The sequence below is a fragment of the Undibacterium sp. 14-3-2 genome, assembly GCF_016595265.1.
GTDB lineage: Bacteria > Pseudomonadota > Gammaproteobacteria > Burkholderiales > Burkholderiaceae_D > Undibacterium > Undibacterium aquatile.
The window spans coordinates 244408-269880 of record NZ_JAENGS010000004.1; the positions used below are offsets into that span (position 1 = coordinate 244408).

Consider the following 25473-nt stretch of genomic DNA (forward strand, 5'->3'; position numbering starts at 1 on the left):
GTCAAATAAGCTCAAAAGACCGCCAAGGGCACTTTTAAACTACGCTGCTATTACTGATAAACGATATCAGCACGGCGGTTTTCTGCCCAAGCTGCTTCATCGTGGCCTTCTGCTTTTGGTTTTTCTTTACCCAAAGACACTGCCTCGATTTGCGCTTCAGAAACACCCAACAGACTCATAGATTTACGAACAGCTTCAGCACGTTTCTGACCCAGAGCCAGATTGTATTCGCTGCCGCCACGTTCATCGGTATTACCCTGGATCAGGATCTTACGGCCTTTGTTTGTGCTCAGATATTTGGAGTGCGCTTCAACGACAGATTTGTAATCATCTTTAACGACATAGCTATCGAAGTCGAAATAAACGCTACGTTTCGCCAATACACCTTTTGGATCGTTCAAAGGATCGACAGAACCAGTATCAACTGTTTTAACAGCATTTGGGTCAGCCGGAGTCTGAGTTGTTGCAACTGGTTTTTCTTCGATTTTTGCTTTGTCTTCGAGTGGTACTTTAGAAGCACAGGCAGTCATCAGAACAACGCTGGAAACCAGCATAGCCAGAGTTTTGGATTGGGATGTGAAGCGCATTTTCTCTCCTGATTAAAAAAAAGTGATTACAACTTATTTCATGAAAGGACCCCAGGTGGGCTCCCGAATATCTCCGGCTTGCACCGTCAATTTTTGCTTAACTTTACCATCGACAGAAACTACTGCCAAAGCACCACGTCGCCCAGATTCGGTTGCGTACATGATGTAGCGACCATTTGGCGAAAAACTTGGGGATTCGTCTTTACTTGTGTCTGACAGTCTTTGTTCCTGACCACTGACTAAATCAAGCGCATACAACTGAAACTTACCCTCACGGCGCGAGATATAAGCTAAAGTGCGACCATCCGGTGAGATCCGCGGCGTTATATTATAACTCCCGCTGAAAGTCACGCGCTTGGCTTCTCCACCGTTGCTGTTCATACGATAGATCTGCGGGCCACCGCTGCGGTCACTCAGGAAGTAAATTGACTGGCCATCTGCAGAAAACTGTGGCTCGGTATCAATGCCACTACTGCTGGTCAGACGTTGCAAACCAGACCCGTCCGCATTGACGGAATAAATCTGCGTCAAACCATCACGTGACAGTGCGATTGCTAACTTTGAGCCATCCGGAGACCACGCAGGCGCCGAATTGCTGCCTTTGTAATTCGCAATCACCTTACGTTCACCGGTCATCAGATTCTGCACCCAGATCACAGGTTTTTTCGCTTCAAACGACACATAGGCAACCTTGGTGCCATCCGCCGACCATGAAGGCGAAATAATCGGTTCATTTGAACGCAATGCTACACGGACACCTTCGCCGTCAGCATCAGCAACTTCAAGTCGATACTCGCGCCCGGCCCTGGTCACGTAGGCAATACGTGTCGAGAATGCACCACGCACGCCCGTCAGTTTTTCATAAATATCATCCGCAATCTTATGTGCTGTCTTGCGTGTATTTTCAGGTGTTGCCGCAACAGAGAAGCCGGATAAGGACGCCGATTTCATCGTATCGAGCAACTTGTAGCGAACGTCAAAACGACCATCTGCAAGACGCTGCACACTGCCGACCACCAGCGCTTCGGCGCCGCGCTTTTTCCACTCATCAAAATTAACCGGACTGGTTTCAGTGATGACCGCGCCAGCCTCGATAATTTTGAAATAACCGCTGCGATTCAGATCGTCCTTAATGATGCTGGTGATTTGCTGCGGCGTCATAGCCTCATCCGCAAATGCGGCAATCGCCACCGGAATCTGACTTGATCCCACACCCGCAATTTCAATACGCAACTGCGCACTGGCTGGCGCAATAAACATGCTGCCTGTCGCGGAGGCGAGCACGACACGAACAATAATTTTTTTCAAAAAAGACATCATTAACTATCACTCTTCCTTCATTTTGTATGCAAAATCCAGGGTTCCGGGCACCTGACCATTTTTATCTTTAGGAAAAGGAGCCGATTTTTCTATTCCTTTTGCTACCGCATCGTCAAACGCCAGATTACCGGACGACTTCAGTTTTTTAATCGCACCGCGCAAAGAACCATCGGGAATAAGCTCAATTCTATACTCAACTGTTGGATTACCAGCAACTGCATCAACACCACTGTAAATGGTATTTGAGCGAACTTTAGCGGCAATTTTTGCCATATAACTTGGATCACCTCGGTTATTTCCGGTTGATTTTGCGGCAGTACCTGTTCCACCGCTACCGGTCACACCCGCTTGTGCTGACAAACGTTGCATATTTTCTTTAAACAGCTTGTCGTTGGCGGCTTTGTCTTTCGCCTGTTGCGCTTTTTGATCCGCTAATTTTTGTTTCTCTGCTTTTTCTTTGTCGCGTTCTTTTTCTTTGTCTTTTTCTTTCTGACGCTCTTTTTCCTGTTCGCGTTCTTTTTCGCGTAATTTTTCACGCTCTTTGTCTTTTTTCGCCTGCAACTCCTGCTCTGCCTGACGCTTTTCCTCAGCCAACGCGCGCTGATGTTCTTCGGCTTTTTTCTTTTCTGCGAGCAGGCGTTTTTTCTCTTGCTGCAAAGCGATCTCAGGATCTTCCTTTGGCAAGTCGTTCTTGTTCTTTACAGCAGGAGGCGGTGGGGGAATGTCTTTTAATTTGACAGGTTCTGGCTCTGGCGGTGGTGCCGGAGGAATTTCAACCGCAACCGGTGCGGCTTCGCGCGTCGTCATGTCCCAGACTTCAGCTTCAACTGCTGTTGACTCTTTATTTTGCCAACTCACACCGATCCACAAAAAACCTAACAACAAAACATGGACGAGCGCCGCCAGAACGACCGGACGCCAGTTACCTGTCTGAGATTGGTGAAGGTTGCCCGGATAAGCTGAAATAGAAACTTGATTCATAACCTTTTATGATTCGCCTGCAACGGATTAGTTCCGATGAGCCCGAAATTTTGGTGGCGAAAGATTAATTTGATACAGCACATAGTGAAATTATAAACCCCTCCATGAAATTCGCCGTATTTTTTGCAAAATTCAGTAATTTTCAAAGAAATACAGGCATTCTGTGACAGCACCATGTAAAAAAGCGAAGCATATTGCTCCGCTTTTCTTATTTTCACCGATAAAATCCATCACTCCTGATGATAACGGGTCACGCGTTCAACTTCGTTTTTAGAACCCAGGAAAACAGCGACACGCTGATGCAAGGCTGTCGGCTGAACGTCAAGCATCCGTTGTTTGCCATCCGTTGAGGCACCACCAGCTTGTTCAACGATAAATGACATAGGATTCGCTTCGTACATCAGGCGCAACTTACCTGGCTTCTCGGTATCGCGTTTATCGGCCGGATACATGAAAATGCCACCGCGACACAAGATGCGATGCACATCGGTCACCATAGAAGCAATCCAGCGCATATTGAAATCTTTTTGACGCGGACCAGTCACACCTGCCAGCATTTCATCGACATAGCGCGTGACTGGCGGATACCAGTGACGTGAATTCGATGTGTTAATGGCGAATTCCTTGGTATCCGCAGGAATCTGCATATTCCTTTGTGTCAGCACCCAGGAACCCATTTCACGATCCAGCGTGAAGCAATTAACACCATTGCCAGTTGTCAGCACCAGCACAGTCTGCGGGCCATATACCGCATATCCGGCTGCAACCTGCTTGCTGCCCGGTTGCAGGAAATCCTGTTCGGTTGGTGCGGCCATTCCTTCAGGTGCTTTCAGGACTGAAAAAATCGTCCCGATAGAAACATTCACATCGATATTGCTGGAGCCATCAAGCGGATCGAATAACAGCATGTATTCGCCCATAGGATAACGATTCGGAATCGGGTGTATGGTTTCCATTTCTTCGGATGCCATTGCGGCCAGATGACCACCCCATTCATTTGCTTCAAGCAAAATCTCGTTAGATAAAATATCCAGTTTCTTTTGTACTTCGCCTTGAATGTTCTCGCTGCCAGCGCTGCCCAAAACCTCACCGAGCGCACCTTTACCAACCGCATGACTGATGGTTTTACAGGCGCGGGCGACGACTTCGATCAGTAAGCGTAACTCTGCGGGAATAGAATTATTCAGACGCTGCTCTTCAACCAGATACTGGGTCAGACTGACACGTTTCATGATGTTCCTTATGTTAAAAACTCAAATTCAATAATCAAATGGCTAAGCAAACATGCGGGTACTGGCTGCTTTCTGGCCCGCGACCCGCAGATTGCCTATGTGGCGGCAAACGCCAAAGACAAACTTATGCGGCGAGTGCTTTGCTGACGACTTCAGCGACATCCTTGGATAATTTCTTCGTCACCGACACTTTTTGCAAAGCTGCTTTCATCTGTGCTTGCAAACCAACCGGATATTTTTTCCATCTGTCGAGGCTACGTGCAAGACGGGCAGCCACCTGCGGGTTAATCTTATTCAGCGCAATCACCAATTCAGCCCACAACGCATAACCACTGCCATCTGCTGCGTGGAACTGCGATGGGTTTGCATTGCAGAAGTTAAATACCAGACTGCGCGCGCGATTCGGATTCGTTAAGGTGAAAGCCGGATGCTGCATTAATTCTCTTACTTTTTCCACGTCGGTTGTATGTGCTGTTGCCTGCAACATGAACCACTTATCGATCACCAGGTCTTCTTTTTTGAAGTCTTTGAAGAAGCGGCGCAGCGCTTTCTCTGATTTTTTCTTCTGCTTTTCAGTACCATTGAAGTTTGTCAGCGCCGCCAATGCCGCCAGACGATCAGTCATGTTTGCAGCTTCCTTGAACTGCACATACGCCAGATCGAAAGTGCTTTCATCTGCCCATTCGAGTAAGTATGAAAGCGCCAAATTTTTCAGACTACGTTTCGCCATCGATACAGCATCAGGACGGTATTTACCGGGCGTTTGATGGGTTTCATAGGCATGCAGTAAATCTGCTTTCAAATGACGGGTGATCGTCGCACGGACAAACTGACGAGCGGTATGTATCGCTTGCGGATCAACCACATCAAATGCTTCTGCAATCATCGCTTCGGATGGCAACGTCAGCATGAGCTCACGGAATGCCGGATCGAGAGACTCGTCGTTCAGTGTGTTGCGCAATGCATTGATGAACCAGTCATCGAGCGAGAGTTCTTCACCTGCCTGCAGCGCTTTCGTCAATTTAACCAGACGGCGGGTGGCAAGGCGCTGCCCTGCTTCCCAGCGGTTAAACGGATCGCTGTCATTCGCCAACAACAATCCCAGCTCTTCATCGGTGTAATCAATGTCCAGCACAACCGGTGCCGAGAAGTTACGCAACAAGGATGGCACAGGCTCGCTGGCGACTTTATTAAACCGGAAGGTTTGCGATGCGGCAGTCAGTTCGATGACCAGATTCGTAGCACCCGCCTGCGCCGGGTAATCATCGCAATACAAGGGAATATCTTTTCCCTCAGCGTCAAGCAAACCCATCGCAACAGGAATATGAAACGGTAATTTTTTTTCCTGACCCGGAGTGTCCGGGCAAGACTGCGTCAGCTTGATATCGTAAGTCTGTGCTTCGGCATCATAAGCAGTCACCACGCTGACACGTGGAGTACCGGCCTGACTGTACCAGCGCTCGAACTGAGTCAGATCACGCCCGCTGGAATCTGCCATTGCAGCACGGAAATCATCGCACTCAACCGCCTGACCATCGTGGCGTTCAAAGTACAGATCCATTCCTTTACGGAAGCCATCATGCCCGAGCAAGGTGTAGTACATACGAACAACTTCGGCACCTTTTTCGTAAATCGTCACCGTATAAAAATTATTGATCTCAACGAAGGAATCTGGTCGTACCGGATGCGCCATAGGGCCAGCGTCTTCGGAGAACTGCACCTGCCGCAGCACACGTACATCCTCGATACGTTTAACAGCGCGCCCGGTCGTCGTACCGACCAGATCGGCAGAGAATTCCTGATCACGGAACACAGTCAGGCCTTCTTTTAAAGACAACTGGAACCAGTCGCGGCAAGTCACCCGGTTACCGGTCCAGTTGTGGAAATATTCATGTCCCACCACGGATTCGATACCGGCATAATCAATGTCGGTGGCGATGCTGGAATTCGCCAATACATATTTTGTATTAAAAATATTCAGGCCCTTGTTTTCCATCGCGCCCATATTGAAATCACCAGTAGCGACGATCATGAAGCGGTCGAGATCGAGTTCCAGCCCGAAACGTTCTTCGTCCCAGCGTATGCTCTTTTTCAACGAGTCCATGGCATGCTGGGTTTTATCGAGGTTACCTTCTTCCACCCAGACTTGCAGTAATGCTTTGCGTCCCGATTTCAGCTTGAATTTTTCTTCCTGACAAACCAGGGTTCCGGCAACCAAAGCAAACAGATACGAAGGTTTTTTAAACGGATCTTCCCACTTCGCAAAATGACGTCCGTCATCAAGATCGCCTTCATCAATCAGATTGCCATTACTCAGTAATACCGGGAATTTCTTTTTATCGGCGCGCAGCATGACCGTATATTTCGCCATGACATCAGGACGATCAGGGAACCAGGTAATTTTGCGAAAACCTTCGGCCTCACACTGTGTGATGAGATTTCCTTTGGATGCGTACAAACCAGACAGGGAAGTATTTTTCGAAGGTTGTATCTGCGTTGTGATTTCCAGTGTCACCTCATCCGGTGCATTTGGAATGCGCAACGTCTCACCATCAATCTGATAATCAGCTTTCTTCAGCTTCACGCCGTTCAAACGCAATTGCACTAATTTTAGGGACTCGCCGGACAGCACGAGATCTTTTTCCGTACTCTCGTGATTGCGGCGCATGACCATACGGTTAGCGACCAGGGTAGATTTGAGATCCAGATCAAAACCCATTTCTACAGTATCAACCCAGTAACCTGGGGCGACGTAGTCTTGACGAAGTATGGCTTGAGGAGTGATGACGGTATCGTTACGCATGGCCTTGGAATCTCGCGAAAATAGTATAAATCAAAGTCTTATGAACTTTGTGAGGCCACCATTTTACCAAGACAAAAAGCACAACACCTTAAACCAGAGAAAGATAGTGCAATAAATACAGAATGACATCTGCTTATTGCCTGTCGTGAACGCATCAATTTATTGAAAACCGCGGATCTGAATTGCCGTTATCAGTTGCCTGAGTACGGCGCTTTCATATACAAATCAATACAAAAATTTCTGCAACGATGCTGAATGATCGCTATCATGAAACTATCTTAAGATTTGGAGTAAAGCCATGAAAAGTTTCTTATCCTGGGCCATCATCTTCATCAGTACATTGCTGACAGGTTGTGCCAGCACGTTCACCAGCCAGGTCAGTGTGTTTCACGAATGGCCGGGAAATAAACAAGCGACATCGTATATCGTCGAAAGATCGCCGTCTCAGGAAAACAATCCAGAATACAAATTGTATGAAGAGGAACTCAGACAACAACTAGGTTTGCACGGTTTTCAGGAAATCACCGCGGGAGTAACGCCTGCATTAAAAATCGGCATGCAGTACGGAACGAGCCTGAGTGAAATTCAGGTGTCTGCGCCATGGGCTCCGGCAATGTATGACCCATTCTGGCAAATGCATTTCAGCCGCGGCTATCGCTTTTCGCCTTACTCGCCGTATTATTTCGGCAGCCCGTACTATATGAGCAGAAATCTCGATTTCAGTGTCCGGCGTTACTATCTGCATCAACTGGAAATCAACATCAGCGACTTTCAAAGCGGAAAAAAACTGGCGGATATTAAAGTCAGCACTGAACAATTGAATCAGCAAATCTCTGAACAGATGCCTTATCTGATAGAAAGTGCCTTGCAGGGTTTTCCGGGTATCAATGGCAGAACAAGAACTGTGGAACTGCCATTAAAAAAATAAGTGCATCAGTTTAATTCGGTGGATCGCGCAAAGCCTCAACCAGTGCGCGATCCACGATTGATTCAGCGGAAACAATCGTGGCATCACCATTCCGCAACTGCGCCAGCAATTCTTCGCGAGATATAGAAAACGAATCGTGTCCCTGACGGTTTGTAAAAATATAGCGGGTCCGTTTCGGACTCACCCATGCCAGTTTGAAGCGATTCGTAACACCTGCAGTGGTCGTGAAATCAAACCAGACGCCACGCTCCAATCCCTCGACCATTTGCCCCCATTCGTCCATTTCCTGTTCATTCTGATCGACAAAATGACGGTTCAGTCTTTTTTCACTCGCACGTTGCGCAATATTGACGGCGATTTCCAGTTGACGGCGTGGTGACAACTCTAAAGGAGCCCGGGCAATAGCAGCATGGCGCTCGGCCAATTTGGAAAAAAATAAAACCCGATCCGGCTCATCCCATTTGATCGCATTCAACCACGCGTTCAGCAAAGTCAGCATTGCAGGAAGCTTACTGACCAACTCTTTGCGTTCTTCGGATGTATTTTTCGGTTTCAGACTCCAGATCAGATCATCCATCGTCCGCAACGCATTTTCGAGTGCGTTTGGCTTTTCTTCTTTTACATTGTGTGCAATGGTCAGAATACGTATCCACTGCTTACGCAAAAACTCTTCAACAAATCCGGCAACTTCTCCAGTGTCGGTACGAATCGCGACGTCATTTTCGGCAAATTCGCGCGCCAGACGCATTTTTTCCTGCTTCAGCGCTTGTTCTACCGGCTCAGAAATTGCCTGTTCGGTCTGCGCCTCTTCACTTTTAAGAAATGCCTCCAGATCAGCAACCACATCAGAAAACAACTCGATCTGCTGATCAAAATCCTGCTGAACCCGATCAACGATGCCCTCTATCATCTGATACAAAGGATCTTCACTGGTTGCATCATTCCCCAGCAGCACGCTGGATTTTGCGAGGGTATCAATCAATACTCTCGCAGGGTGATTTTCTTTAAAAAAGAAATCTTTATCGAGCAAAGCAACCTTCAGAGTCGGTATCTGCAGCTGTCCGATCAGGCTTTTAATTTCTTCCGGAATACTGTCGTCACTGAACACATAATCGAAGATTCTGGCCAGCAGTTCTATCGTATTCTGATCAATATGGGTTAATTCGCCCGCAGAAGCTTCTTGTGTTAAACGACGCAGGTGCGATCGGTCTTCCGGCTGCTCCAACTGGTTTTGCTGAATCTGCTTTTGCATCCCAGTCAGATAATCAAAAAACTGACGATCTATCGTTACCGTATCCACCGCCCCACCAGCGCCCGCAGGCAACCATGATTGAAGGGGGCCTGACTGACCCGCACCATCTTGCGCAACCGCACCAAGACCGCCTGACTGATTTCGCTCTTTAGACGCCTGAGGATAGAAAATATTTCTTAATTTATTTTGCAGATAAGGATCGCGTGAATCAAGATCCTCACTCTTCAACGGGGCATGCCGTTTTTTGTTTTCCCGCTTCACGGCATCCGTATCGACAACGATACCGCGCTCAGCCAACGCATCATTCAATCCCTGATAAACTGAACTTAAATTCAGAAATAAATCCGGTTGCATGATCCGTATAATCAGATGCGGCGTCACTGTCGTTGATTCCAGTTCCATCCAGGCCTGCAACACCGCATTGACAAAGATCTCTGGGCGAAAAGGATTTTGCGACACAGTAATTGGCGTACGTTTCATTACCAGGCCGATGCGGCAATTCAGCTCCACCAATTTTTCTGCGCTGTTTACCTCCAGCGATTTCGTCAGATTATTAGTCAGAACTTTATTTTCCATTTCCTCGAAAGTGACGAGAGAAATATCCTTGATATCGTGATTATCTTTGAGCCGTTTGCGCGTATTAATCGCGCCGACTTCTTTCATCAGCATCGTTGAAATCTGCGATGCCAACAAACGGTAAAAAGTGGTCTGGTTGCGCTTCAGTAACTGACAAGCCTGAAAACTGTTGGCGGCCTCTTCCGGCTGTAATGTCTGGTCAGAAATTTTAAATAAGGCATCCGTTAATCGCGATGTAAATGCCTCTAGTTGCGACGAAACAAGATTGGTGGCAACAGGCACCAGACTTTGCAACATCAGCAAACGACTCGAACTCGAAAACTCACTGACTTTGGCGGTGTTTAAAGGAACAGTATCCATAATTCGAGACTCGGTGTATGAAAAGATCGAAACGTCATTCAGGTAAGCAAGCGGTTCATCATGAAGAGATTCTCCGGTGCACTTAATTCGTGTAGTAAGCCTCAGTCGCCAGCGTAATCAGCACGATCAACATGACTGCAGCAAACAAAACCAGCAGCAGACGTCCAAACTTCGGACGCCCATCATCTGCCGATGGTCTTTCTTTTTCTTTCGGAAGCATAGTTAATCGCCTTATGGAATCAATAAACTCGACCCTGTTGTTCTGCGTGCTTCCAGATCCTGATGTGCACTGGCAACTTCACTCAAGGGATAACGCTGGCGGATGTCGATTTTAACTTTTCCGCTTTCAACCATCGTAAACAAATGTGACGCCATCTGTTCCAGATCAACTCTGTTTGAAGTGTAATTCATCAAACTCGGCCGGGTAATGAACAAAGAACCCCTTGAGGCAAGCTCACTCAGCGAAAACGCAGGGACAGGGCCCGAAGCATTGCCAAAACTGACCATCATTCCAAGCGGAGCAAGACAATCCAGAGAGCCAGTGAACGTATCCTTGCCGATAGAATCATAAACGACCGAGACACCTTTGCCTTCCGTAATTTCCCTTACGCGTTCGACAAAGTTTTCCTTATTGTAATTAATAACATGAGCACATCCATGCGCTTTTGCCAGCGCTGCTTTTTCGTCTGACCCTACGGTTCCTATCATATTGACACCAATTGCGCGCGCCCACTGACAGGCAATCAAGCCCACTCCCCCCGCGGCGGCATGAAAGAGTATGGTTTCCCCGCCCTTAAGTGGATAGGTACGGTGAAACAGGTACTGCACCGTCAGTCCCTGCAACATCATTGCCGCTGCAGTCTCAAACGAAATACTGTCAGGCAGGCGAACCAATTGCGCAGCCGGCATGACCCGCGCCTCTGAATATGCTCCTAAAGGCCGGCCTGCATACGCAACCCTGTCGCCGACAACAACATGACGCACACCATCGCCGACCGCTTCAACGACGCCAGCGGCTTCCATACCTAAGCCTGCGGGAAGAGCTTGAGGATATAAACCGGTACGAAAATAAACATCGATATAGTTGAGGCCACATGCCTTATGCCGGATAAGCACTTCGCCCGGCCCCGGCTTACCTAACTCAACATCCACATATTCCATTACTTCGGGACCACCTACACTGCGCATCCTGATTGCTTTGACCATATTTGCTCCTACATTTTTTTTCTGGTTAACAAATACATCCCGCCCATCACTAACACCGTACCAGCTATCTGCCAGCCGGTAATCGGTTCAGCGAGAAAAAAAGCGCCCAAGAACAGGGTGGAGACCGGACCTATCATCCCCGCTTGTGAGGCAGTTGCCGCGCCTACGCGCTGTACTGCAATCATTGTCATAAACACAGGCAATACCGTACAAAATATCGCATTAATGACCGATAAAAAGTAAACCGGAGCTGGCTGCAGTAACATGGAAGCTGGACGCAACGCAAAGAACTGGCCTATGCAGGCAACACTGGATACGCACATCGCATAAGAAACCAGCCGCAAAGAACCCAGTTGACGCACCATTTGCCCGGACTGGATCAGGTAAACAGCATAAGAAACAGCCGCGCCCAGTACCATCACCGAGCCCAGCAAGACGTCTTTTCCACCAAACTCAAGATCGTGTAAAAACACCAGGACGATACCGAAATAACTGACAACCAAAGCCGCCCATTCCAACATCGAGACTTTCCGGCGATACCATACCGCCGACATCAGCAGAACAAATGAAGGAGTGAGAAACAGTATCAATCGCTCCAACCCGGCAGTGATGTACTGCAAGCCCAGAAAATCTAAAAATGAGGAAAGGTAATAGCCAACCAATCCCAACCCAACCAAGCGCCACCGGTCTGAAACCGACAAAGGAGATGAATTCCTCATTTGCCAGACGGCGATCGCCGCAAAAATCGGCAACGAGAAAGCCATGCGAAAAGTAATCAGAGTGACTGCGTCAACCTGATACCGGTATATGAGCTTGGCAACGATGGCTTTGGTTGAAAACAGAATGGCGCCGGCAATGGCTATGGCGAGTCCACCAAGATAATGCTGCCGCGTATGAGAGTTCGGTTGTTGTGAATGCATACCGGAATTGTAAGGCTATCTGACGAAATAAGAGGAAAACTGAGAAATGAGAACACCCATTTACTACAACTCAGACTCGAATAGCCTCAATTGCAAATAATTAGTACACGTTTATTGTAGGCAACTTGCAACATCCTGCCAAAAACGCAATGCGCGGTTGGCATCATTTTTTTGCAAACGCGTCAGCAAAATGGCGAAAAAGCGAGGTCATGCATCGCATGCGGAAGACATATCCTGAAATCGCGACAATACAACAACGGGCGAAAAACCTCAGGCCAACAAGGCAGTGCGTACACAAGGTTCAACGTCACCACTTCTTGCCATAACGGGGCTGCTTTGAAGGATTATTCAGACGAATGATTAGTGTGTCTATAAGCCTATCGGACTGTTGATTTCGCCATTTTCCACCATGCCAGTATGATAAAATGGGCGTCTTCAATATCAAACTAAGCTAGGCAAAACCGCTGACCAGATGGCTCAGCAATTGCCAATTCAGGAAAGAGCGACCATGGCAGGACATAGTAAATGGGCCAATATCAAGCATAAAAAAGCGGCTACCGATGCAAAACGCGGCAAAATCTGGACGCGTCTGATTAAAGAAATCACCGTGGCAGCGCGTATGGGCGGAGAAGACGTCGATTCCAACCCACGTCTGCGCCTTGCCGTTGATAAAGCTGCAGATGCCAATATGCCGAAAGAAAACGTCACGCGCGCGATACAACGCGGTGCCGGGACTCTGGAAGGCGCAAACTATGAAGAAGTCCGTTACGAAGGTTATGGTATCGGTGGTGCTGCACTGATCGTTGACTGCATGACCGACAACCGCGTCCGCACGGTTGCCGAAGTACGCCACGCATTCAATAAGTATGGCGGTAACATGGGTACAGAAGGTTCTGTTGCTTTCATGTTTAAACACTGCGGCCAGATGTTATTTGCGCCGGGAACAAATGAAGATGCGTTGATGGAAGCCGCGCTTGAGGCAGGTGCAGATGATGTGGTTACCGATGAAGAAGGTGGTATCGAAGTATTATGCGCGCCATTTGATCTGTCAGATATACGCGCAGCACTCGAAGCTGCTGGTTTCAAACCGGAAGTTGCCGAAGTCACGATGAAACCTGCGACAGAAACAGTCTTTACCGGTGAAGATGCAACCAAAATGCAGAAATTACTGGATGCACTTGAAAATCTGGACGACGTACAAGAAGTTTATACCAACGCCATCGTAGAAGAATAATATGAAAATTCTGGTTGTCGGCTCTGGTGGCCGCGAACACGCTCTTGCCTGGAAACTTGCTCAATCTGAGCGGGTACAGACAATTTTCGTTGCCCCTGGTAACGGTGGAACTGCAACGGACATCCGTCTCAAAAATATCGACATCACTGATCCCTCCGCACTTGCCGATTTTGTTCAGCAAGAGCAGATTGAACTGACCGTCGTTGGTCCGGAAGTTCCGCTGGCAGCAGGCATTGTGAATATTTTCCGCGACCGTGGTCTGAAGATTTTTGGTCCATCGAAAGAAGCTGCGCAACTGGAAAGCTCAAAAGACTTTGCTAAAGCGTTTATGCATCGTCATCAGATCCCGACTGCCGAATATCAGACTTTCTCCGATGTTCAGGCAGCGCACAACTACATCACAGCCAAAGGCGCTCCTATCGTCATTAAGGCAGATGGCCTCGCTGCTGGTAAAGGTGTAGTAGTGGCGATGAGCCTGGATGAAGCACATGCAGCCGTTGACATGATGCTGTCCGACAACAAGCTCGGAGACGCAGGCGCACGCGTGGTCATTGAAGAATTTTTAGCCGGTGAAGAAGCCAGTTTCATCGTCATGGTGGACGGTAAAAATATTTTGCCGTTGGCAACCAGTCAGGATCACAAACGCTTGCTGGATAACGATGAAGGCCCGAATACCGGCGGTATGGGTGCATACTCTCCTGCACCGATTGTCACTCCACAGTTACATGCCCGCGTGATGCGCGAGATCATTGTGCCGACAGTACAGGGCATGGCAAAAGACGGCATCGTATTCACCGGCTTTCTGTACGCTGGGTTGATGATTGATGAGCACGGCACACCGAAGACACTGGAATTTAATTGCCGCATGGGTGACCCTGAAACTCAGCCTATCATGGCGCGCTTGAAAACCGATCTGGTCAGTGTGATGGAGCATGCGGTCAATGGCACGCTGGACACCGTAGAACTTGAGTGGGACAGACGCACAGCGATGGGTGTCGTGATGGCCGCGGCCGGTTACCCCGATGCACCACGTAAAGGTGACAAAATTACGGGTATTCCAACAGAAACGCCTGACAGTGTTACATTTCATGCTGGCACCGTGCTGAACGACAAGGTACTCAGTACCAATGGCGGCAGGGTTTTGTGCGTGGTCGGCCTTGGCGACACAGTGAAACTTGCGCAAAAACATGCCTACGATGTTGTTGAAAAAATTCATTTTGACGGTGCTCAATACCGTCGCGATATCGGCTGGCGCGCACTGAACCGCAAGCACTGACAATGCTCCCGGGGAGTATTCCCTGCGCAACAACGAATGGGTTGGACTATGTCCAACCCGTCTTGCTTTTTGAAGACCACCCTGTTCAACATATAATGACCGATACACAAGCCGTTAAAAATTATTTACTTTCGTTGCAAGCAAATATTGTTGCCGCGCTTGAGGCTACCGATGGCCATCAGTTTATCCGCGACAGTTGGGAACGCCCCGATGGTGGCGGCGGCATTTCCCGCGTGATCGAGGAAGGCCATGTCTTTGAACGGGGCGGGGTAAATTTTTCCCATGTCATGGGCAACAATTTACCGCCATCAGCAGCAGCCACCCGTCCGGAACTGGCAGGCAGAAAATGGGAAGCAATGGGTGTCTCACTCGTATTACATCCACGCAATCCCTATGCGCCAACTGTACACATGAATGTACGTTTTTTCACCACCCATGCGGAAGGTAAAGATGCCGTCTGGTGGTTTGGCGGCGGCATGGATCTGACACCGTATTACGGTTTCGAAGATGATGCACGCCATTTTCATCAGACCTGCAAAGACGCACTGAGCCCGTTTGGCAGTGATTTGCATCCGCGTTTTAAAAAGTGGTGTGATGAGTATTTTTATTTAAAACACCGCAAGGAAGCGCGCGGTGTCGGCGGCATTTTTTACGATGATTTCAACGAATTAGATTTTGCGCAGAGTTTCGCGATGACCAAAGCAGTCGGTGACGCGTTCATCCCTGCCTACCTGCCGGTTCTTGAAAAACGCAAAGAACTCTCCTACAGTGAGCGGGAGCGGGATTTCCAGGCATATCGTCGTGGTCGCTATGTGGAGTTTAATCTCGTGTTTGATCGTGGCACACATTTTGGCCTGCAATCAGGAGGGCGGACAGAATCCATTCTGATGTCTATGCCTCCTGTCGCAAAATGGCGTTACAACTGGGCTCCGGAAACTGATAGTGCCGAGGCTCAATTAACAAATTATTTTCTGGTGCACAGGGAATGGGTTTAAGCAGTAAAAATCCTTATTGCGCCTTGGTTCTGGGTGGCAGTTTTGATCCTGTCCATACTGGCCATATCGCACTGGCAAAGCATTTGTGCGATGTACTTAAACCGGATGAATTACGCATTATCCCAGCCGGACAACCGTGGCAAAAATCTGCTCTGACGGCTACATCAGAGCAAAGAGTCAGCATGCTGAAGCTGGCTTTTGAAGAATGGTCAGACTGCAAGCTGATCATTGATGAGCAGGAAATACGACGCGCAGAAGCCCATGTCGCCAGTTACACCATAGAAACGCTGCGCGAACTGCGAACAGAACTGGGAGCGCAAGCCTCTATCTGTTTTGCCATGGGAGCAGATCAATTGCTGAATCTGCACACATGGCATCAGTGGAAAGACTTATTCGGCATCGCGCATTTATGTGCTGCAAGTCGTCCCGGATTCGATATCAGCCTCGCCTGCCCTGCAGTGACAAAAGAGTGGCAGGAAAGAATGATAAGCCCAGAAGAAATGCGTGCAAGCGCTGCCGGAGGAACTTATCTGGACTCAAGTCTGGCCATTGATGTATCCGCGACCCAACTGCGTAAAGAATTAAAACAGCATAACCCGACAATCAGATTGCTAGTCACTCACAAGGTGCTAGACTACATACAACAACATTCAATTTATCAAAATAATGGATATTAAAAAATTACAAACACTGGTCATTGATGCTCTCGAAGATGTGAAAGCACAAGACATACAATTGTTTGATACTACGCACCTGACCAGCCTGTTTGACCGTGTTCTGGTCGCTTCAGGCACATCGAATCGTCAGACCAAGGCATTGGCCGCGTCTGTCCGCGATAAAGTCAAAGAAAATGGCGGCACGGTCATCAGCGTCGAAGGTGAAACCACCGGTGAATGGGTACTGGTCGATCTGGGCGACATGGTTGTGCACATCATGCAACCAGCGATCCGCGCTTACTATCGTCTGGAAGAAATCTGGGGCGACAAACCTGTCAAACTCGGCGCAGCAAAACGTACAACAAAAGCGGTAGCACCGGCAAGCACTACTGTCGATGCAGAAAAACCAAAACGTACGCGCAAAACAGCAGGTAAAGCTGCACCTCTGGAAGTAACGCACGACATGATGGCGATTCAGACCACGATCGACGATGAGAAAAAACCAGCGCGCAAACCACGCACGGCGAAAACTGTGGATGGTGAAGCAAAGCCTGCACGCAAAACAGCTACCCGCAAAGCAGCCGATGGCAGCACAGTGAAAGCTCCAAAAGTTCCGACTGGTGGCCGTATTAAAGTCGCGGCAACAAAAACAGCTGTGGCATCAGCAAAAGAAGCTGCGGCCAAACGTCCGGCCCGTAAAAAAACAGTCGAGTAACCTGCGCTGTTATGAATCAACAAATGGCTGCCTTGCGCAGCCATTTGTTTGCGCCAGACCTTTAGCTCATTTCAGTTTTTAAAAAATATTATGCAACTCATCATCGCCGCAGTTGGTCATAAAATGCCAGACTGGATAGAAACGGCTTTTCAGGAATACGCCAAACGGATGCCACCTGAATGCCGGATACACTTGAAAGAAATCAAGCCCGTAGAACGTTCTGGCAGCAAAACGGCGGAAACGGTCATGGCGTTAGAGCGCACAAAAATCGAAGCCGTCATTCCCAAAAATGCGCGCGTCATCGCATTAGATGAACGCGGTAAAGACTGGACCAGCGTCGCCCTTTCTCAGAATCTGAGCCTATGGCAACAGGATGGGCGGGACGTGGTTTTTGTCATCGGTGGTGCAGATGGTCTGGATGCAGAATTCAAAGCAAAAGCGGACACGCTGATCAGAATTTCAAGTCTGACGTTGCCGCATGGCATGGTCAGAGTCGTGTTGGCTGAGCAGTTGTATCGCGCCTGGTCCATCACGCAAAATCATCCTTATCACCGCGTATAAATTGAGTAGATCATAAAAATGCAACGCGAAAATCAAATCTATCTCGCATCAAAAAGTCCGCGCCGCCGCGAGTTACTCACGCAGGTCGGTATCGAATATGAATTACTCCTGCTCCGAGATATACCGCCACGCGGCCCGGACGTGACAGAAATTGTATTCCCCGGAGAGTTACCGCACGACTACGTCAGCCGTGTGACCAGAGAAAAAGCTGAAATGGCATGGAAGGTTATACACATGCGCAAGCTGCCGGTGCATCCCGTGCTGGCAGCAGACACCACCGTTGTGATTGATCAGCAAATACTTGGGAAGCCGGCGAACCGCGACGAAGCGGTATCGATGCTCACACTGCTGGCAGGAAACACCCACGAAGTGTTGACCAGTATCGCGGTACAACACGAACATGGTCTTATCGCGGCAACACAAGTATCAGAAGTCAGCTTTGCGGCATTAACTGCACAGCAAATTCAGGATTATTGTGACACGCCAGAACCCTACGATAAAGCTGGTGGCTACGGTATACAAGGTGCTGCAGCACGTTTTATTTCCCACATCAATGGCAGTTATTCTGGCATCATGGGATTACCGTTATTTGAGACTTGTCAGGTGTTACGTCAGTCTGGAATTTTTATCCCTTAATTTCTGAACTTCATGAGCGAAAATCTCCTCATTAATATTACGCCACAAGAAACCCGCGTTGCTCTGATTTTTCAGGGAGCAGTGCAAGAATTGCACATAGAAAGAACCTTATCCCGCGGCCTCGTCGGCAATATTTATCTTGGTAAAGTCGTGCGCGTCTTACCCGGCATGCAGTCGGCTTTCATTGATATTGGGCTTGAGCGGGCGGCTTTTTTACACGTTGCCGATATCTGGGATGCACGCCCTCAGGAGGGTAGTTCGAATGCACCACTGACGCCGATAGAAAAGCTGCTGTTTGACGGCCAGGCCATCATCGTTCAGGTCATTAAAGACCCGATAGGAACGAAAGGTGCACGCCTGTCCACCCAGATCTCGATTGCCGGACGCATGCTCGTGTTTCTGCCGCAGGACACCCATATCGGCATCTCTCAAAAAATTGAAAATGAAGCAGAGCGCGAAACATTGCGCAGCAAAGTACAGAGTCTGCAACAGGCAGATGAAAAAGGCGGATTCATTGTCAGGACGATGGCGGAAGATGCATCTGATGAAGATTTGAAAGCTGACGTCAATTACCTGCGCCGCACGTGGTCTACGATCACCCAGCTTGGCAAAACCAAGCCGCCAACGACCTTACTGTATCAGGATCTGAATCTGGCACAAAGAGTCTTACGCGATTTCGTCAATGAAGAAACAGAAAATATTCAAGTCGATTCGCGCGAGAATTATCTGATGCTGCAAGAATTCGGCAGGCATTATATGCCTTCCGTACTACCCAAGCTGCAACACTATACGGGCGAACGTCCGCTGTTTGATTTGTACGGCGTGGAAGAAGAGATTGAACGCGCCTTAGGCCGCCGTGTTGATCTGAAATCTGGCGGCTATCTGATCGTCGATCAGACTGAAGCGATGACGACGATTGATGTGAACACCGGAAGCTTTGTCGCTGGTCGCAATTTTGACGACACGATCTTCAAAACTAACCTGGAAGCAGCACACGCAATCGCCAGACAACTGAGATTGCGCAATCTGGGTGGCATCATTATTCTCGATATCATTGATATGGAGAATGAAGAACACAAAGCTGCCGTGCTGTCTGAGTTAAACAAGGCATTGTCGCGTGACCGCACCAAACTGTCTGTATCTGGTTTTTCCGCACTGGGGTTGGTTGAAGTCACGCGCAAACGCACCCGTGAATCACTGGCGCATGTATTGTGCGAAACCTGCCCTGCCTGCAATGGTAAAGGTCAGGTAAAAACTGCCCGCACTATTTGCTACGAAATTTTGCGTGAATTATTACGTGAAGCGAAACAATTTAATCCGCGTGAATTCCGCATCATGGCGTCGCAGGTCGTGGTCGATATGTTCCTGGAAGAAGAATCACAACATCTGGCCATGCTCGGTGACTTCATTGGAAAACCGATTTCACTGCAGGTTGAAAACGTGTTTCATCAAGAACAATACGACATCATCCTGATGTAATTTTTCTGCTTATTTTATTTCATGCAAAACCGCGATCACTGGGTTGATTACGCCAAAGGCCTGGGCATACTGTTAGTGGTGTACGGCCACGTGAGTCGCGGGGTATTCAATGCTGGCGTCAAGGTCGATGCGGAACTGTTCAAGCTGGTTGACAGTGTCATTTACAGCTTCCACATGCCTTTGTTCTTCTTTTTGTCGGGACTGTTTTTTTTACCATCCTTGCAAAAATATGGTCGCACCGGATTAATCGCCGACAAAGTTGACAGCGTGCTGTACCCCTATATTCTCTGGTCATTGCTACAGGGTTTTATTGAGGTTTTTTTATCCGGATATACCACTTCTTCGACAACGACTGGCGAAGTGTTATCGCTGTTCTGGCAGCCACGGGCGCAGTTCTGGTTTCTGTATGTGTTATTTGCCATTTTCGTTTTGATGGCAATGCTGTATCGCGAACGTCAGTCTTTGCCCGAATGGGCATTACCTCTGACAGCGCTCGCCGCCTGGTTTTTACAGATGTTTGTGCAACTGCCCTTTCCTCTGGATTTTATCGGCAGCTATCTGATTTTCTTTGTATTGGGAATGAGCGCCTTGCGCTGGAAAGATATTCTGCAAACACACGCACTCACAGCAACACTATGCGCCGTAGCAATTTTCACCGGACTAGAATATTTATTCCACGCCCAACTGCATCTGGTCTATACCGATAAGTCTGTGCTGAATCTGGCGTTGGCAATCGCAGGAATTGCATTGATCTGCAGCGCAGCGGTGTTGCTGGCGCAATGGAATCAACAATGGATGACATGGCTGGCGACGCTGGGATACTGCTCAATGCCGATTTATCTGATGCATATCCTGACCGGCAGCGGCGTCAGGATAGTGTTGAGCAAATTACTGCACATACAAAGCGCCGCCGCACATTTAATCATCGGCAGCCTGGCAGGATTACTGATACCGCTGGCAGTGTATCAGCTTTCAAAAAATGCAGGATTGCACGGCTTACGTTATTTATTCATGCCACCAGCGGGCTTATCTTTGAAAGCACGTTTAGCCTGGAAATAGCAAATCAAAAGCGTCCATAGCGGCAATGCGCCCTTCATCCGTTGGGACAACCCAGATATCAACCCGACTGTCACTCGCATGAATTGCGTAGATTTCATCGCCTCGTGCAGCAATATTTTTATCCTGATCTATCCTGACGCCAAGATATTCCAGTCCTGCACCGACCTGTTGTCGTAAGATCGCATCGTGCTCACCGATACCTCCGGTAAACGCAAATACATCGACGCCGTTCAGGCATGCGGTTAATGCGCCAGCTTCACGGATGACGCGATACGTAAATAAGTCTATCGCAGCTTGTGCCTGCGCCTGTCCACTGCTGCGCAAGGTTCGCATGTCCGCAGAAATACCGGAAACGCCTAACAGCCCGGATTCTTTGTACAGGGTTTTTTCCAGTTGTTTCGCATTCCATCCTGCCTGCAATAAATGCAGGATGACACCGGGATCAAGTGCGCCACAACGGGTTCCCATCATCAGTCCGTCTAATGCAGAAAAGCCCATCGTCGTCGCGATGCTACGTCCCTCTTTCATGGCGCAAACACTGGCACCATTCCCCAGATGCGCCATCAATACACGTTGGTCAGCTTTGTCTGAATTCTGCCGTAGACGACCAGCCACATAACGGTAAGACAGCCCGTGAAAACCGTAACGGCAAATGCCCTCTTCACGTAAACTTTGCGGTAAAGCTATCGTACGTTCAGTCACAGGCATCTGTGCATGAAAACCCGTATCAAAACAGGCAATCTGCGGCACTTCGGGATAGGCTTTCTGAAAAGCCAGCACACCATCCAGATTGTGCGGTTGATGCAGCGGAGCAAGCGTATTCAGCGTCCGCAGATAAGTCATGGTGTCATCATCGATCAACACTGACTCGGCATAGCGCGCACCACCGTGCACGATCCTGTGGGCAACTCCGGCAATACGTATGCCTGCACTATGCTGGCCGATTAATTCCCGCAAGGCTTTGAGTACAGCAGCAAACGAGTCACCATCCGCGTCGGGTTCCAGATCTTCCAGAACAAACTGCTGCCTGATGTCGCCGGCATCCAGACGTATGCAAGGCTGTCCACCGGGTTCCAGGCCTTCCACGATGCCAGACATACTGGCGGCGTCTACCTGGCGATCATGCAGAGGGTAAAGCGCAAACTTAATGGTTGATGAGCCAGAATTCACCGATAAAATCGCACTCATTTTCATGGCGTATTTTTTCTGTATTCATGCGCCAATAATTTGACCAGCGCTGCAGAAGCAACCCGCGCCGCAGGCCCATCGGCACGACTAGTCAGAGCAATTGGCACCCGTGCACCGAGTACCACGCCACACGTCGATGCACCGGCAAGATATTCAAACTGTTTCGCCAGCATATTGCCGGATTCAAGATCAGGAACCATCAGAATATCTGCGTGACCAGCGACCACAGACGTAATACCTTTTATCCTCGCCGCCTCCGCAGAAATCGCATTATCAAATGCCAGTGGCCCATCAACTATCGCACCGGTAATCTGCCGGCGATCCACCATTTTGCACAAGGCCGCCGCGTCGAGCGTCGAAGCAATTTTCGGATTCACTGTTTCGACTGCCGATAATATCGCCACTTTAGGTTCAGCCGTTCCCAGTGCATGCGCGAGTTGAATCACGTTTTGCAGAATATCTGCTTTTTCCAGCAGATCGGGGGCAATATTCAAGGCGGCATCGGTTAGTAACAACACCTTGTGATACATGGGAACATCAAGGTGAAAAACATGAGAAAGTCGGCGCTTGGTACGCAATGCAGGGCAATGGACGACAGCACCCATCAATTCATCGGTATGCAGGCTGCCTTTCATTAAGGCTTCCACCTCACCAGCAGCTGCCATCGCAACCGCTTTTTCTGCCGCCGCATGGCTATGTGGCACATCAATCACTTCGATGCCAGAAATATCCAGTTGCGCGAGTTGGGCAACTTCATTCAGTTTGGCTAACGGTGCCACCAGCACAGGCAAGATCAGTCCTTGTTTCGCCGCATCCAGTGCACCAGCCAGAGAATCAGCATCACATGGATGAACCACCGCACAACGTACAGCAGCCAGACTACGCACACTATCCAGCAATTTTTGCTGACGGGCACCCAGATCGAACATAGTGACAGTAGGCAAATGCGCACGCGGGCGACTGACCCGCTCTACAGGTGCAATCACCAGCGCGTTCCCGAACACCACTCGCGCACTATGCTGATTCATGATTTCACAACTCAGCGTAACGCGTTTTTTTTCATCATCTTTTGCGGCCACCGTCACCGTCGTCGTCAGCGTATCGCCGATGCGCACAGGTTTTACAAAATGCAGGTCCTGCTCAAGATAAATCGTACCGGGTCCCGGCAACTGCGTGCCGAGCACACTGGAAATCAGCGCCCCGCCCCACATACCATGTGCAATCACTCCGTGAAATAAAGTTTTGCCGGCATACTCCGGATCAAGATGCGCAGGATTCACATCACCTGAAATCGCTGCAAATGCCTGTATGTCTTCATTACTCAAAGTCTTGATATCACTGGCAGTCTGACCGATCTGTAATTCGTCATAGATCACATTGACTATCATGTCAGGCACATTGGTATCGCTATTCATGCGGTCATTCATAGTGGTATTCCAGAAAGAGATAAAACGTGGGAACGAAAAAAACAGAAGGATACAAGAAATGATTAATTCACAATATGATAACCAGCATCGACATATAAAGTCTGCCCCGTCATTCCGGAAGAGGCGTCACTGACGAGAAATGCGGCAAGCTGCCCGATTTCATCCAGACTCACCAAGCGCCGCAACGGGGAACGTGCCACGGCTTTGGACATCAGTGCGTCAAAATCCTGTAATCCTGATGCGGCACGGGTTGGTACCGGGCCAGGAGACATCGCATGGACACGGTGGCCATGCTGCCCCATTTCCATCGCCAGATATCGCACCAAAGATTCCAGTGCTGCTTTGACCGGCCCCATCAACCCGTAGTGTGCGACGGCTTCATCTGCGCCCAGATAGCTCATCGTGATCAGGCTTGCACTCTGGCTTAAATGCGGTTCGCATAAACGCGCCAAGCGGGCGAAGGAGTGACAGGAAATATTCATAGCCTGCAAAAACCCGGCAGCAGAACTATCTATCACCCTGCCCTGCAAATCTTCTTTCGGTGCCCATGCAATGGAATGAATAAGAAAATCGATCTGTCCGAGATGGCTGACGCTCGCATTCACCAGAGATTCGAGCGCATCGTCCTGCTCAACATTACAGACAATCAGGGGCGCCTCAAGCTCTGCCGCCAGAGGCGCAACAAAAGTCTGCGCTTTCTCATTCACACAGGAAACAACCAGCGAGGCGCCCATTTTTTTTAACACCGCCGCGCAGCCATAAGCAATGCTGTGCTCATTAGCGAGACCAATGATCAAGCCCCGCTTTCCTGCCAGTGAAAAACTGCCGCCTGTATTTATCATCTTAATTCCTGTTCTTATTCACAAGTTTTCAATCTGCGATTCAATTCAGAACTCAACTCACCCCGATTGATGAAATGAGTTCTAACCAAACTGTTTTTTGAAACGTAATATGGTCGCGCCGCTGACGATACAACCGATAACAAGAATGCCCGAAAACAAAGGCCACAATATGCTGATGCCTGCACCTTTCATCAAAATGCCATAACTGGCATTGATGTAGTAATACAGCGGTGACACATACATTCCCCAGCGCATCAGCGTTGGCATCGCTTCGGGCGGCGTCCAGGCGCCGGATAAAAACATCATCGGTGCCAGTATCAGGATCACCATCATACCGGCCTGCGCCATATTGTTCGTCAACGTTGCAATCCAGATACCGATGCCGGCCAGTGTACTCACGTACAAGGTGGTTAACGCAAAAAACAACAGCAGGCTGCCGCTGACCGGAATAGAAAAGATCGGGACTAAGATACCAAACAAACCCAATGCTGTTCCACCCAACAACACCGCCACCATCGCCACAATTTTAGGAATCATAATCTGCAAAGGTGACAACGGTGAGACAAGCAATTGCTCGATCGTACCGCGTTCTTTCTCCCTGACCATCGCCGCTGCCGGCAGCAACATAGAAAATAAGGTCACCACGTTGAGCAACTCTGAAATGCCCATGAACCAGGCGTCGTTCTGATTCGGATTAAACCAGACCCGGCTGTTATTGTTGATGACCGGGGCATCCAGCGCAGATAAATCAGCACTGAAACCGAGATTGCCTGCCGCCTGTTCCAGCCCATAGCGAGCCACAATCTGGGTCGCGTCAACGGCAGCTAAAAAACCCAGCACAGAATTCGACGCATCAATCTGCAATTGCACAGAAGTGTTATCGCCGCGCGTCAGCGCTGCGCCAAAACCCGGAGGAATATCCAGCACAGCCATCGCTTTGCCATCGTCAAGCAACTGCTGCCCTTGCTTTGCATGATCGATCGCACCGGCCCAGCGAAACTCAGGGGGCATAAAGCGTCCGGCGAGTTCGCGTGATGCGGCGCTGCGATCAAGATCAAACAACACCAATGCCGCATTATTCAACTGAAACGAGACGCCGGAAGCCGCGTTATAAATATCCGCCGAGAATGCATACAGCACAAACACCAGCAATACAGGATCACGTAAGAGTTGCAATAACTCTTTCCAGATCATCGCCTGCAAACGACTCCACCAGACCCGGTCAAACAGAAATATCATG

Annotated in this window: 23 protein-coding genes; 10 read left to right on the forward strand and 13 right to left on the reverse strand. The window is 49.0% G+C overall.

The features are described 5' to 3' along the window. Window positions 1-50: 50 nt before the first annotated feature. From pal to pepN, 5 genes are all read right to left on the reverse strand, one after another. Window positions 51-587: a peptidoglycan-associated lipoprotein Pal gene (gene pal, locus Undi14_RS11150; protein ID WP_186885095.1), complete on the reverse strand. Its 537-nt coding sequence runs from the start codon at window positions 585-587 to the stop codon at window positions 51-53. Window positions 588-620: 33 nt separating this feature from the next. Next, complete coding sequence (gene tolB, locus Undi14_RS11155) at window positions 621-1847, reverse strand: Tol-Pal system beta propeller repeat protein TolB (RefSeq protein WP_234030566.1); 1227 nt, start codon at window positions 1845-1847, stop codon at window positions 621-623. Window positions 1848-1913: 66 nt separating this feature from the next. After that, window positions 1914-2888 carry a cell envelope integrity protein TolA gene (gene tolA / locus Undi14_RS11160; protein ID WP_200180207.1) on the reverse strand — a complete coding sequence of 325 codons (975 nt, stop codon included), beginning with the start codon at window positions 2886-2888 and terminating at the stop codon, window positions 1914-1916. A 230-nt stretch (window positions 2889-3118) separates the two neighbouring features. Further along, complete coding sequence (locus Undi14_RS11165) at window positions 3119-4120, reverse strand: class 1 fructose-bisphosphatase (RefSeq protein ID WP_200180209.1); 1002 nt, start codon at window positions 4118-4120, stop codon at window positions 3119-3121. Between the two features lie 124 nt (window positions 4121-4244). After that, entirely contained in the window at window positions 4245-6923 is a 2679-nt protein-coding gene (pepN, locus tag Undi14_RS11170; RefSeq protein WP_200180211.1) for an aminopeptidase N, read from the reverse strand. 298 nt (window positions 6924-7221) lie between these two features. Here pepN and Undi14_RS11175 point away from each other — a divergent pair, with 298 nt between their 5' ends. After that, window positions 7222-7851: a DUF4136 domain-containing protein gene (locus tag Undi14_RS11175; protein WP_200180213.1), complete on the forward strand. Its 630-nt coding sequence runs from the start codon at window positions 7222-7224 to the stop codon at window positions 7849-7851. 10 nt (window positions 7852-7861) lie between these two features. Here Undi14_RS11175 and Undi14_RS11180 read toward each other — a convergent pair whose 3' ends face one another. The 4 genes from Undi14_RS11180 to Undi14_RS11195 all read right to left on the reverse strand — a co-directional run bounded on the left by Undi14_RS11180 (window position 7862) and on the right by Undi14_RS11195 (window position 12165). Further along, the gene (locus Undi14_RS11180; RefSeq protein WP_200180215.1) at window positions 7862-10039 is read right to left on the reverse strand and encodes a DUF1631 family protein; all 2178 of its coding nucleotides are present in this window, start codon (window positions 10037-10039) and stop codon (window positions 7862-7864) included. An 82-nt stretch (window positions 10040-10121) separates the two neighbouring features. Next, window positions 10122-10259 carry a hypothetical protein gene (locus Undi14_RS11185; RefSeq protein ID WP_186897915.1) on the reverse strand — a complete coding sequence of 46 codons (138 nt, stop codon included), beginning with the start codon at window positions 10257-10259 and terminating at the stop codon, window positions 10122-10124. Between the two features lie 11 nt (window positions 10260-10270). Continuing rightward, entirely contained in the window at window positions 10271-11245 is a 975-nt protein-coding gene (locus Undi14_RS11190; RefSeq protein ID WP_200180217.1) for a quinone oxidoreductase, read from the reverse strand. Between the two features lie 8 nt (window positions 11246-11253). Next, the gene (locus tag Undi14_RS11195) at window positions 11254-12165 is read right to left on the reverse strand and encodes a DMT family transporter (protein ID WP_200180219.1); all 912 of its coding nucleotides are present in this window, start codon (window positions 12163-12165) and stop codon (window positions 11254-11256) included. Between the two features lie 508 nt (window positions 12166-12673). Between Undi14_RS11195 and Undi14_RS11200 the strand changes: the two genes are divergently transcribed. From Undi14_RS11200 to Undi14_RS11240, 9 genes are all read left to right on the forward strand, one after another. Then, a complete protein-coding gene (locus tag Undi14_RS11200) occupies window positions 12674-13399 on the forward strand; it encodes a YebC/PmpR family DNA-binding transcriptional regulator (RefSeq protein ID WP_200180222.1) in 726 nt (241 codons plus the stop codon). A gap of 1 nt (window position 13400) precedes the next feature. After that, window positions 13401-14675 (forward strand): phosphoribosylamine--glycine ligase, encoded by a 1275-nt coding sequence (gene purD, locus Undi14_RS11205; RefSeq protein WP_200180224.1) that lies wholly within the window; start codon window positions 13401-13403, stop codon window positions 14673-14675. Between the two features lie 95 nt (window positions 14676-14770). Continuing rightward, window positions 14771-15670: an oxygen-dependent coproporphyrinogen oxidase gene (hemF, locus tag Undi14_RS11210; RefSeq protein ID WP_200180226.1), complete on the forward strand. Its 900-nt coding sequence runs from the start codon at window positions 14771-14773 to the stop codon at window positions 15668-15670. Continuing rightward, entirely contained in the window at window positions 15661-16347 is a 687-nt protein-coding gene (locus Undi14_RS11215; protein WP_200180228.1) for a nicotinate-nucleotide adenylyltransferase, read from the forward strand. The genes hemF and Undi14_RS11215 overlap by 10 nt, the downstream gene beginning before the upstream one ends. Next, on the forward strand, window positions 16337-17041 hold the full coding sequence (gene rsfS, locus Undi14_RS11220) for a ribosome silencing factor (RefSeq protein WP_200180234.1): 705 nt from the start codon (window positions 16337-16339) through the stop codon (window positions 17039-17041). Before Undi14_RS11215 ends, rsfS begins: the two co-directional genes overlap by 11 nt. 90 nt (window positions 17042-17131) lie before the next feature. Then, on the forward strand, window positions 17132-17602 hold the full coding sequence (rlmH, locus tag Undi14_RS11225; RefSeq protein ID WP_186897908.1) for a 23S rRNA (pseudouridine(1915)-N(3))-methyltransferase RlmH: 471 nt from the start codon (window positions 17132-17134) through the stop codon (window positions 17600-17602). Between the two features lie 18 nt (window positions 17603-17620). Continuing rightward, the gene (locus tag Undi14_RS11230; RefSeq protein ID WP_200180236.1) at window positions 17621-18238 is read left to right on the forward strand and encodes a nucleoside triphosphate pyrophosphatase; all 618 of its coding nucleotides are present in this window, start codon (window positions 17621-17623) and stop codon (window positions 18236-18238) included. Between the two features lie 12 nt (window positions 18239-18250). Continuing rightward, a complete protein-coding gene (rng, locus tag Undi14_RS11235) occupies window positions 18251-19717 on the forward strand; it encodes a ribonuclease G (RefSeq protein ID WP_200180238.1) in 1467 nt (488 codons plus the stop codon). A gap of 21 nt (window positions 19718-19738) precedes the next feature. Continuing rightward, the gene (locus tag Undi14_RS11240) at window positions 19739-20776 is read left to right on the forward strand and encodes an acyltransferase family protein (protein WP_200180239.1); all 1038 of its coding nucleotides are present in this window, start codon (window positions 19739-19741) and stop codon (window positions 20774-20776) included. Here the strand turns inward: Undi14_RS11240 and Undi14_RS11245 are convergent. From Undi14_RS11245 to Undi14_RS11260, 4 genes are all read right to left on the reverse strand, one after another. Next, the gene (locus tag Undi14_RS11245; protein ID WP_200180242.1) at window positions 20762-21970 is read right to left on the reverse strand and encodes an acetate/propionate family kinase; all 1209 of its coding nucleotides are present in this window, start codon (window positions 21968-21970) and stop codon (window positions 20762-20764) included. The genes Undi14_RS11240 and Undi14_RS11245 overlap by 15 nt on opposite strands. Further along, window positions 21967-23391, reverse strand: coding sequence for a bifunctional enoyl-CoA hydratase/phosphate acetyltransferase (locus Undi14_RS11250; RefSeq protein ID WP_234030539.1), 1425 nt, complete (start codon window positions 23389-23391; stop codon window positions 21967-21969). Before Undi14_RS11250 ends, Undi14_RS11245 begins: the two co-directional genes overlap by 4 nt. 62 nt (window positions 23392-23453) lie before the next feature. Next, window positions 23454-24233: an enoyl-ACP reductase FabI gene (fabI, locus tag Undi14_RS11255; RefSeq protein ID WP_186897905.1), complete on the reverse strand. Its 780-nt coding sequence runs from the start codon at window positions 24231-24233 to the stop codon at window positions 23454-23456. A gap of 81 nt (window positions 24234-24314) precedes the next feature. Then, the gene (locus tag Undi14_RS11260) at window positions 24315-25472 is read right to left on the reverse strand and encodes an ABC transporter permease (protein ID WP_200180244.1); all 1158 of its coding nucleotides are present in this window, start codon (window positions 25470-25472) and stop codon (window positions 24315-24317) included. Window position 25473: the final 1 nt, after the last annotated feature.

Coding starts and splice junctions, on each gene's coding strand:
- pal (WP_186885095.1), bottom strand. CDS start 587: ATGCGCTTCACATCCCAATCCAAAACTCTGGCTATGCTGGTTTCCAGC.
- tolB (WP_234030566.1), bottom strand. CDS start 1,847: ATGTTTATTGCGCCAGCCAGTGCGCAGTTGCGTATTGAAATTGCGGGT.
- tolA (WP_200180207.1), bottom strand. CDS start 2,888: ATGAATCAAGTTTCTATTTCAGCTTATCCGGGCAACCTTCACCAATCT.
- Undi14_RS11165 (WP_200180209.1), bottom strand. CDS start 4,120: ATGAAACGTGTCAGTCTGACCCAGTATCTGGTTGAAGAGCAGCGTCTG.
- pepN (WP_200180211.1), bottom strand. CDS start 6,923: ATGCGTAACGATACCGTCATCACTCCTCAAGCCATACTTCGTCAAGAC.
- Undi14_RS11175 (WP_200180213.1), top strand. CDS start 7,222: ATGAAAAGTTTCTTATCCTGGGCCATCATCTTCATCAGTACATTGCTG.
- Undi14_RS11180 (WP_200180215.1), bottom strand. CDS start 10,039: ATGGATACTGTTCCTTTAAACACCGCCAAAGTCAGTGAGTTTTCGAGT.
- Undi14_RS11185 (WP_186897915.1), bottom strand. CDS start 10,259: ATGCTTCCGAAAGAAAAAGAAAGACCATCGGCAGATGATGGGCGTCCG.
- Undi14_RS11190 (WP_200180217.1), bottom strand. CDS start 11,245: ATGGTCAAAGCAATCAGGATGCGCAGTGTAGGTGGTCCCGAAGTAATG.
- Undi14_RS11195 (WP_200180219.1), bottom strand. CDS start 12,165: ATGCATTCACAACAACCGAACTCTCATACGCGGCAGCATTATCTTGGT.
- Undi14_RS11200 (WP_200180222.1), top strand. CDS start 12,674: ATGGCAGGACATAGTAAATGGGCCAATATCAAGCATAAAAAAGCGGCT.
- purD (WP_200180224.1), top strand. CDS start 13,401: ATGAAAATTCTGGTTGTCGGCTCTGGTGGCCGCGAACACGCTCTTGCC.
- hemF (WP_200180226.1), top strand. CDS start 14,771: ATGACCGATACACAAGCCGTTAAAAATTATTTACTTTCGTTGCAAGCA.
- Undi14_RS11215 (WP_200180228.1), top strand. CDS start 15,661: ATGGGTTTAAGCAGTAAAAATCCTTATTGCGCCTTGGTTCTGGGTGGC.
- rsfS (WP_200180234.1), top strand. CDS start 16,337: ATGGATATTAAAAAATTACAAACACTGGTCATTGATGCTCTCGAAGAT.
- rlmH (WP_186897908.1), top strand. CDS start 17,132: ATGCAACTCATCATCGCCGCAGTTGGTCATAAAATGCCAGACTGGATA.
- Undi14_RS11230 (WP_200180236.1), top strand. CDS start 17,621: ATGCAACGCGAAAATCAAATCTATCTCGCATCAAAAAGTCCGCGCCGC.
- rng (WP_200180238.1), top strand. CDS start 18,251: ATGAGCGAAAATCTCCTCATTAATATTACGCCACAAGAAACCCGCGTT.
- Undi14_RS11240 (WP_200180239.1), top strand. CDS start 19,739: ATGCAAAACCGCGATCACTGGGTTGATTACGCCAAAGGCCTGGGCATA.
- Undi14_RS11245 (WP_200180242.1), bottom strand. CDS start 21,970: ATGAAAATGAGTGCGATTTTATCGGTGAATTCTGGCTCATCAACCATT.
- Undi14_RS11250 (WP_234030539.1), bottom strand. CDS start 23,391: ATGAATGACCGCATGAATAGCGATACCAATGTGCCTGACATGATAGTC.
- fabI (WP_186897905.1), bottom strand. CDS start 24,233: ATGATAAATACAGGCGGCAGTTTTTCACTGGCAGGAAAGCGGGGCTTG.
- Undi14_RS11260 (WP_200180244.1), bottom strand. CDS start 25,472: ATGATATTTCTGTTTGACCGGGTCTGGTGGAGTCGTTTGCAGGCGATG.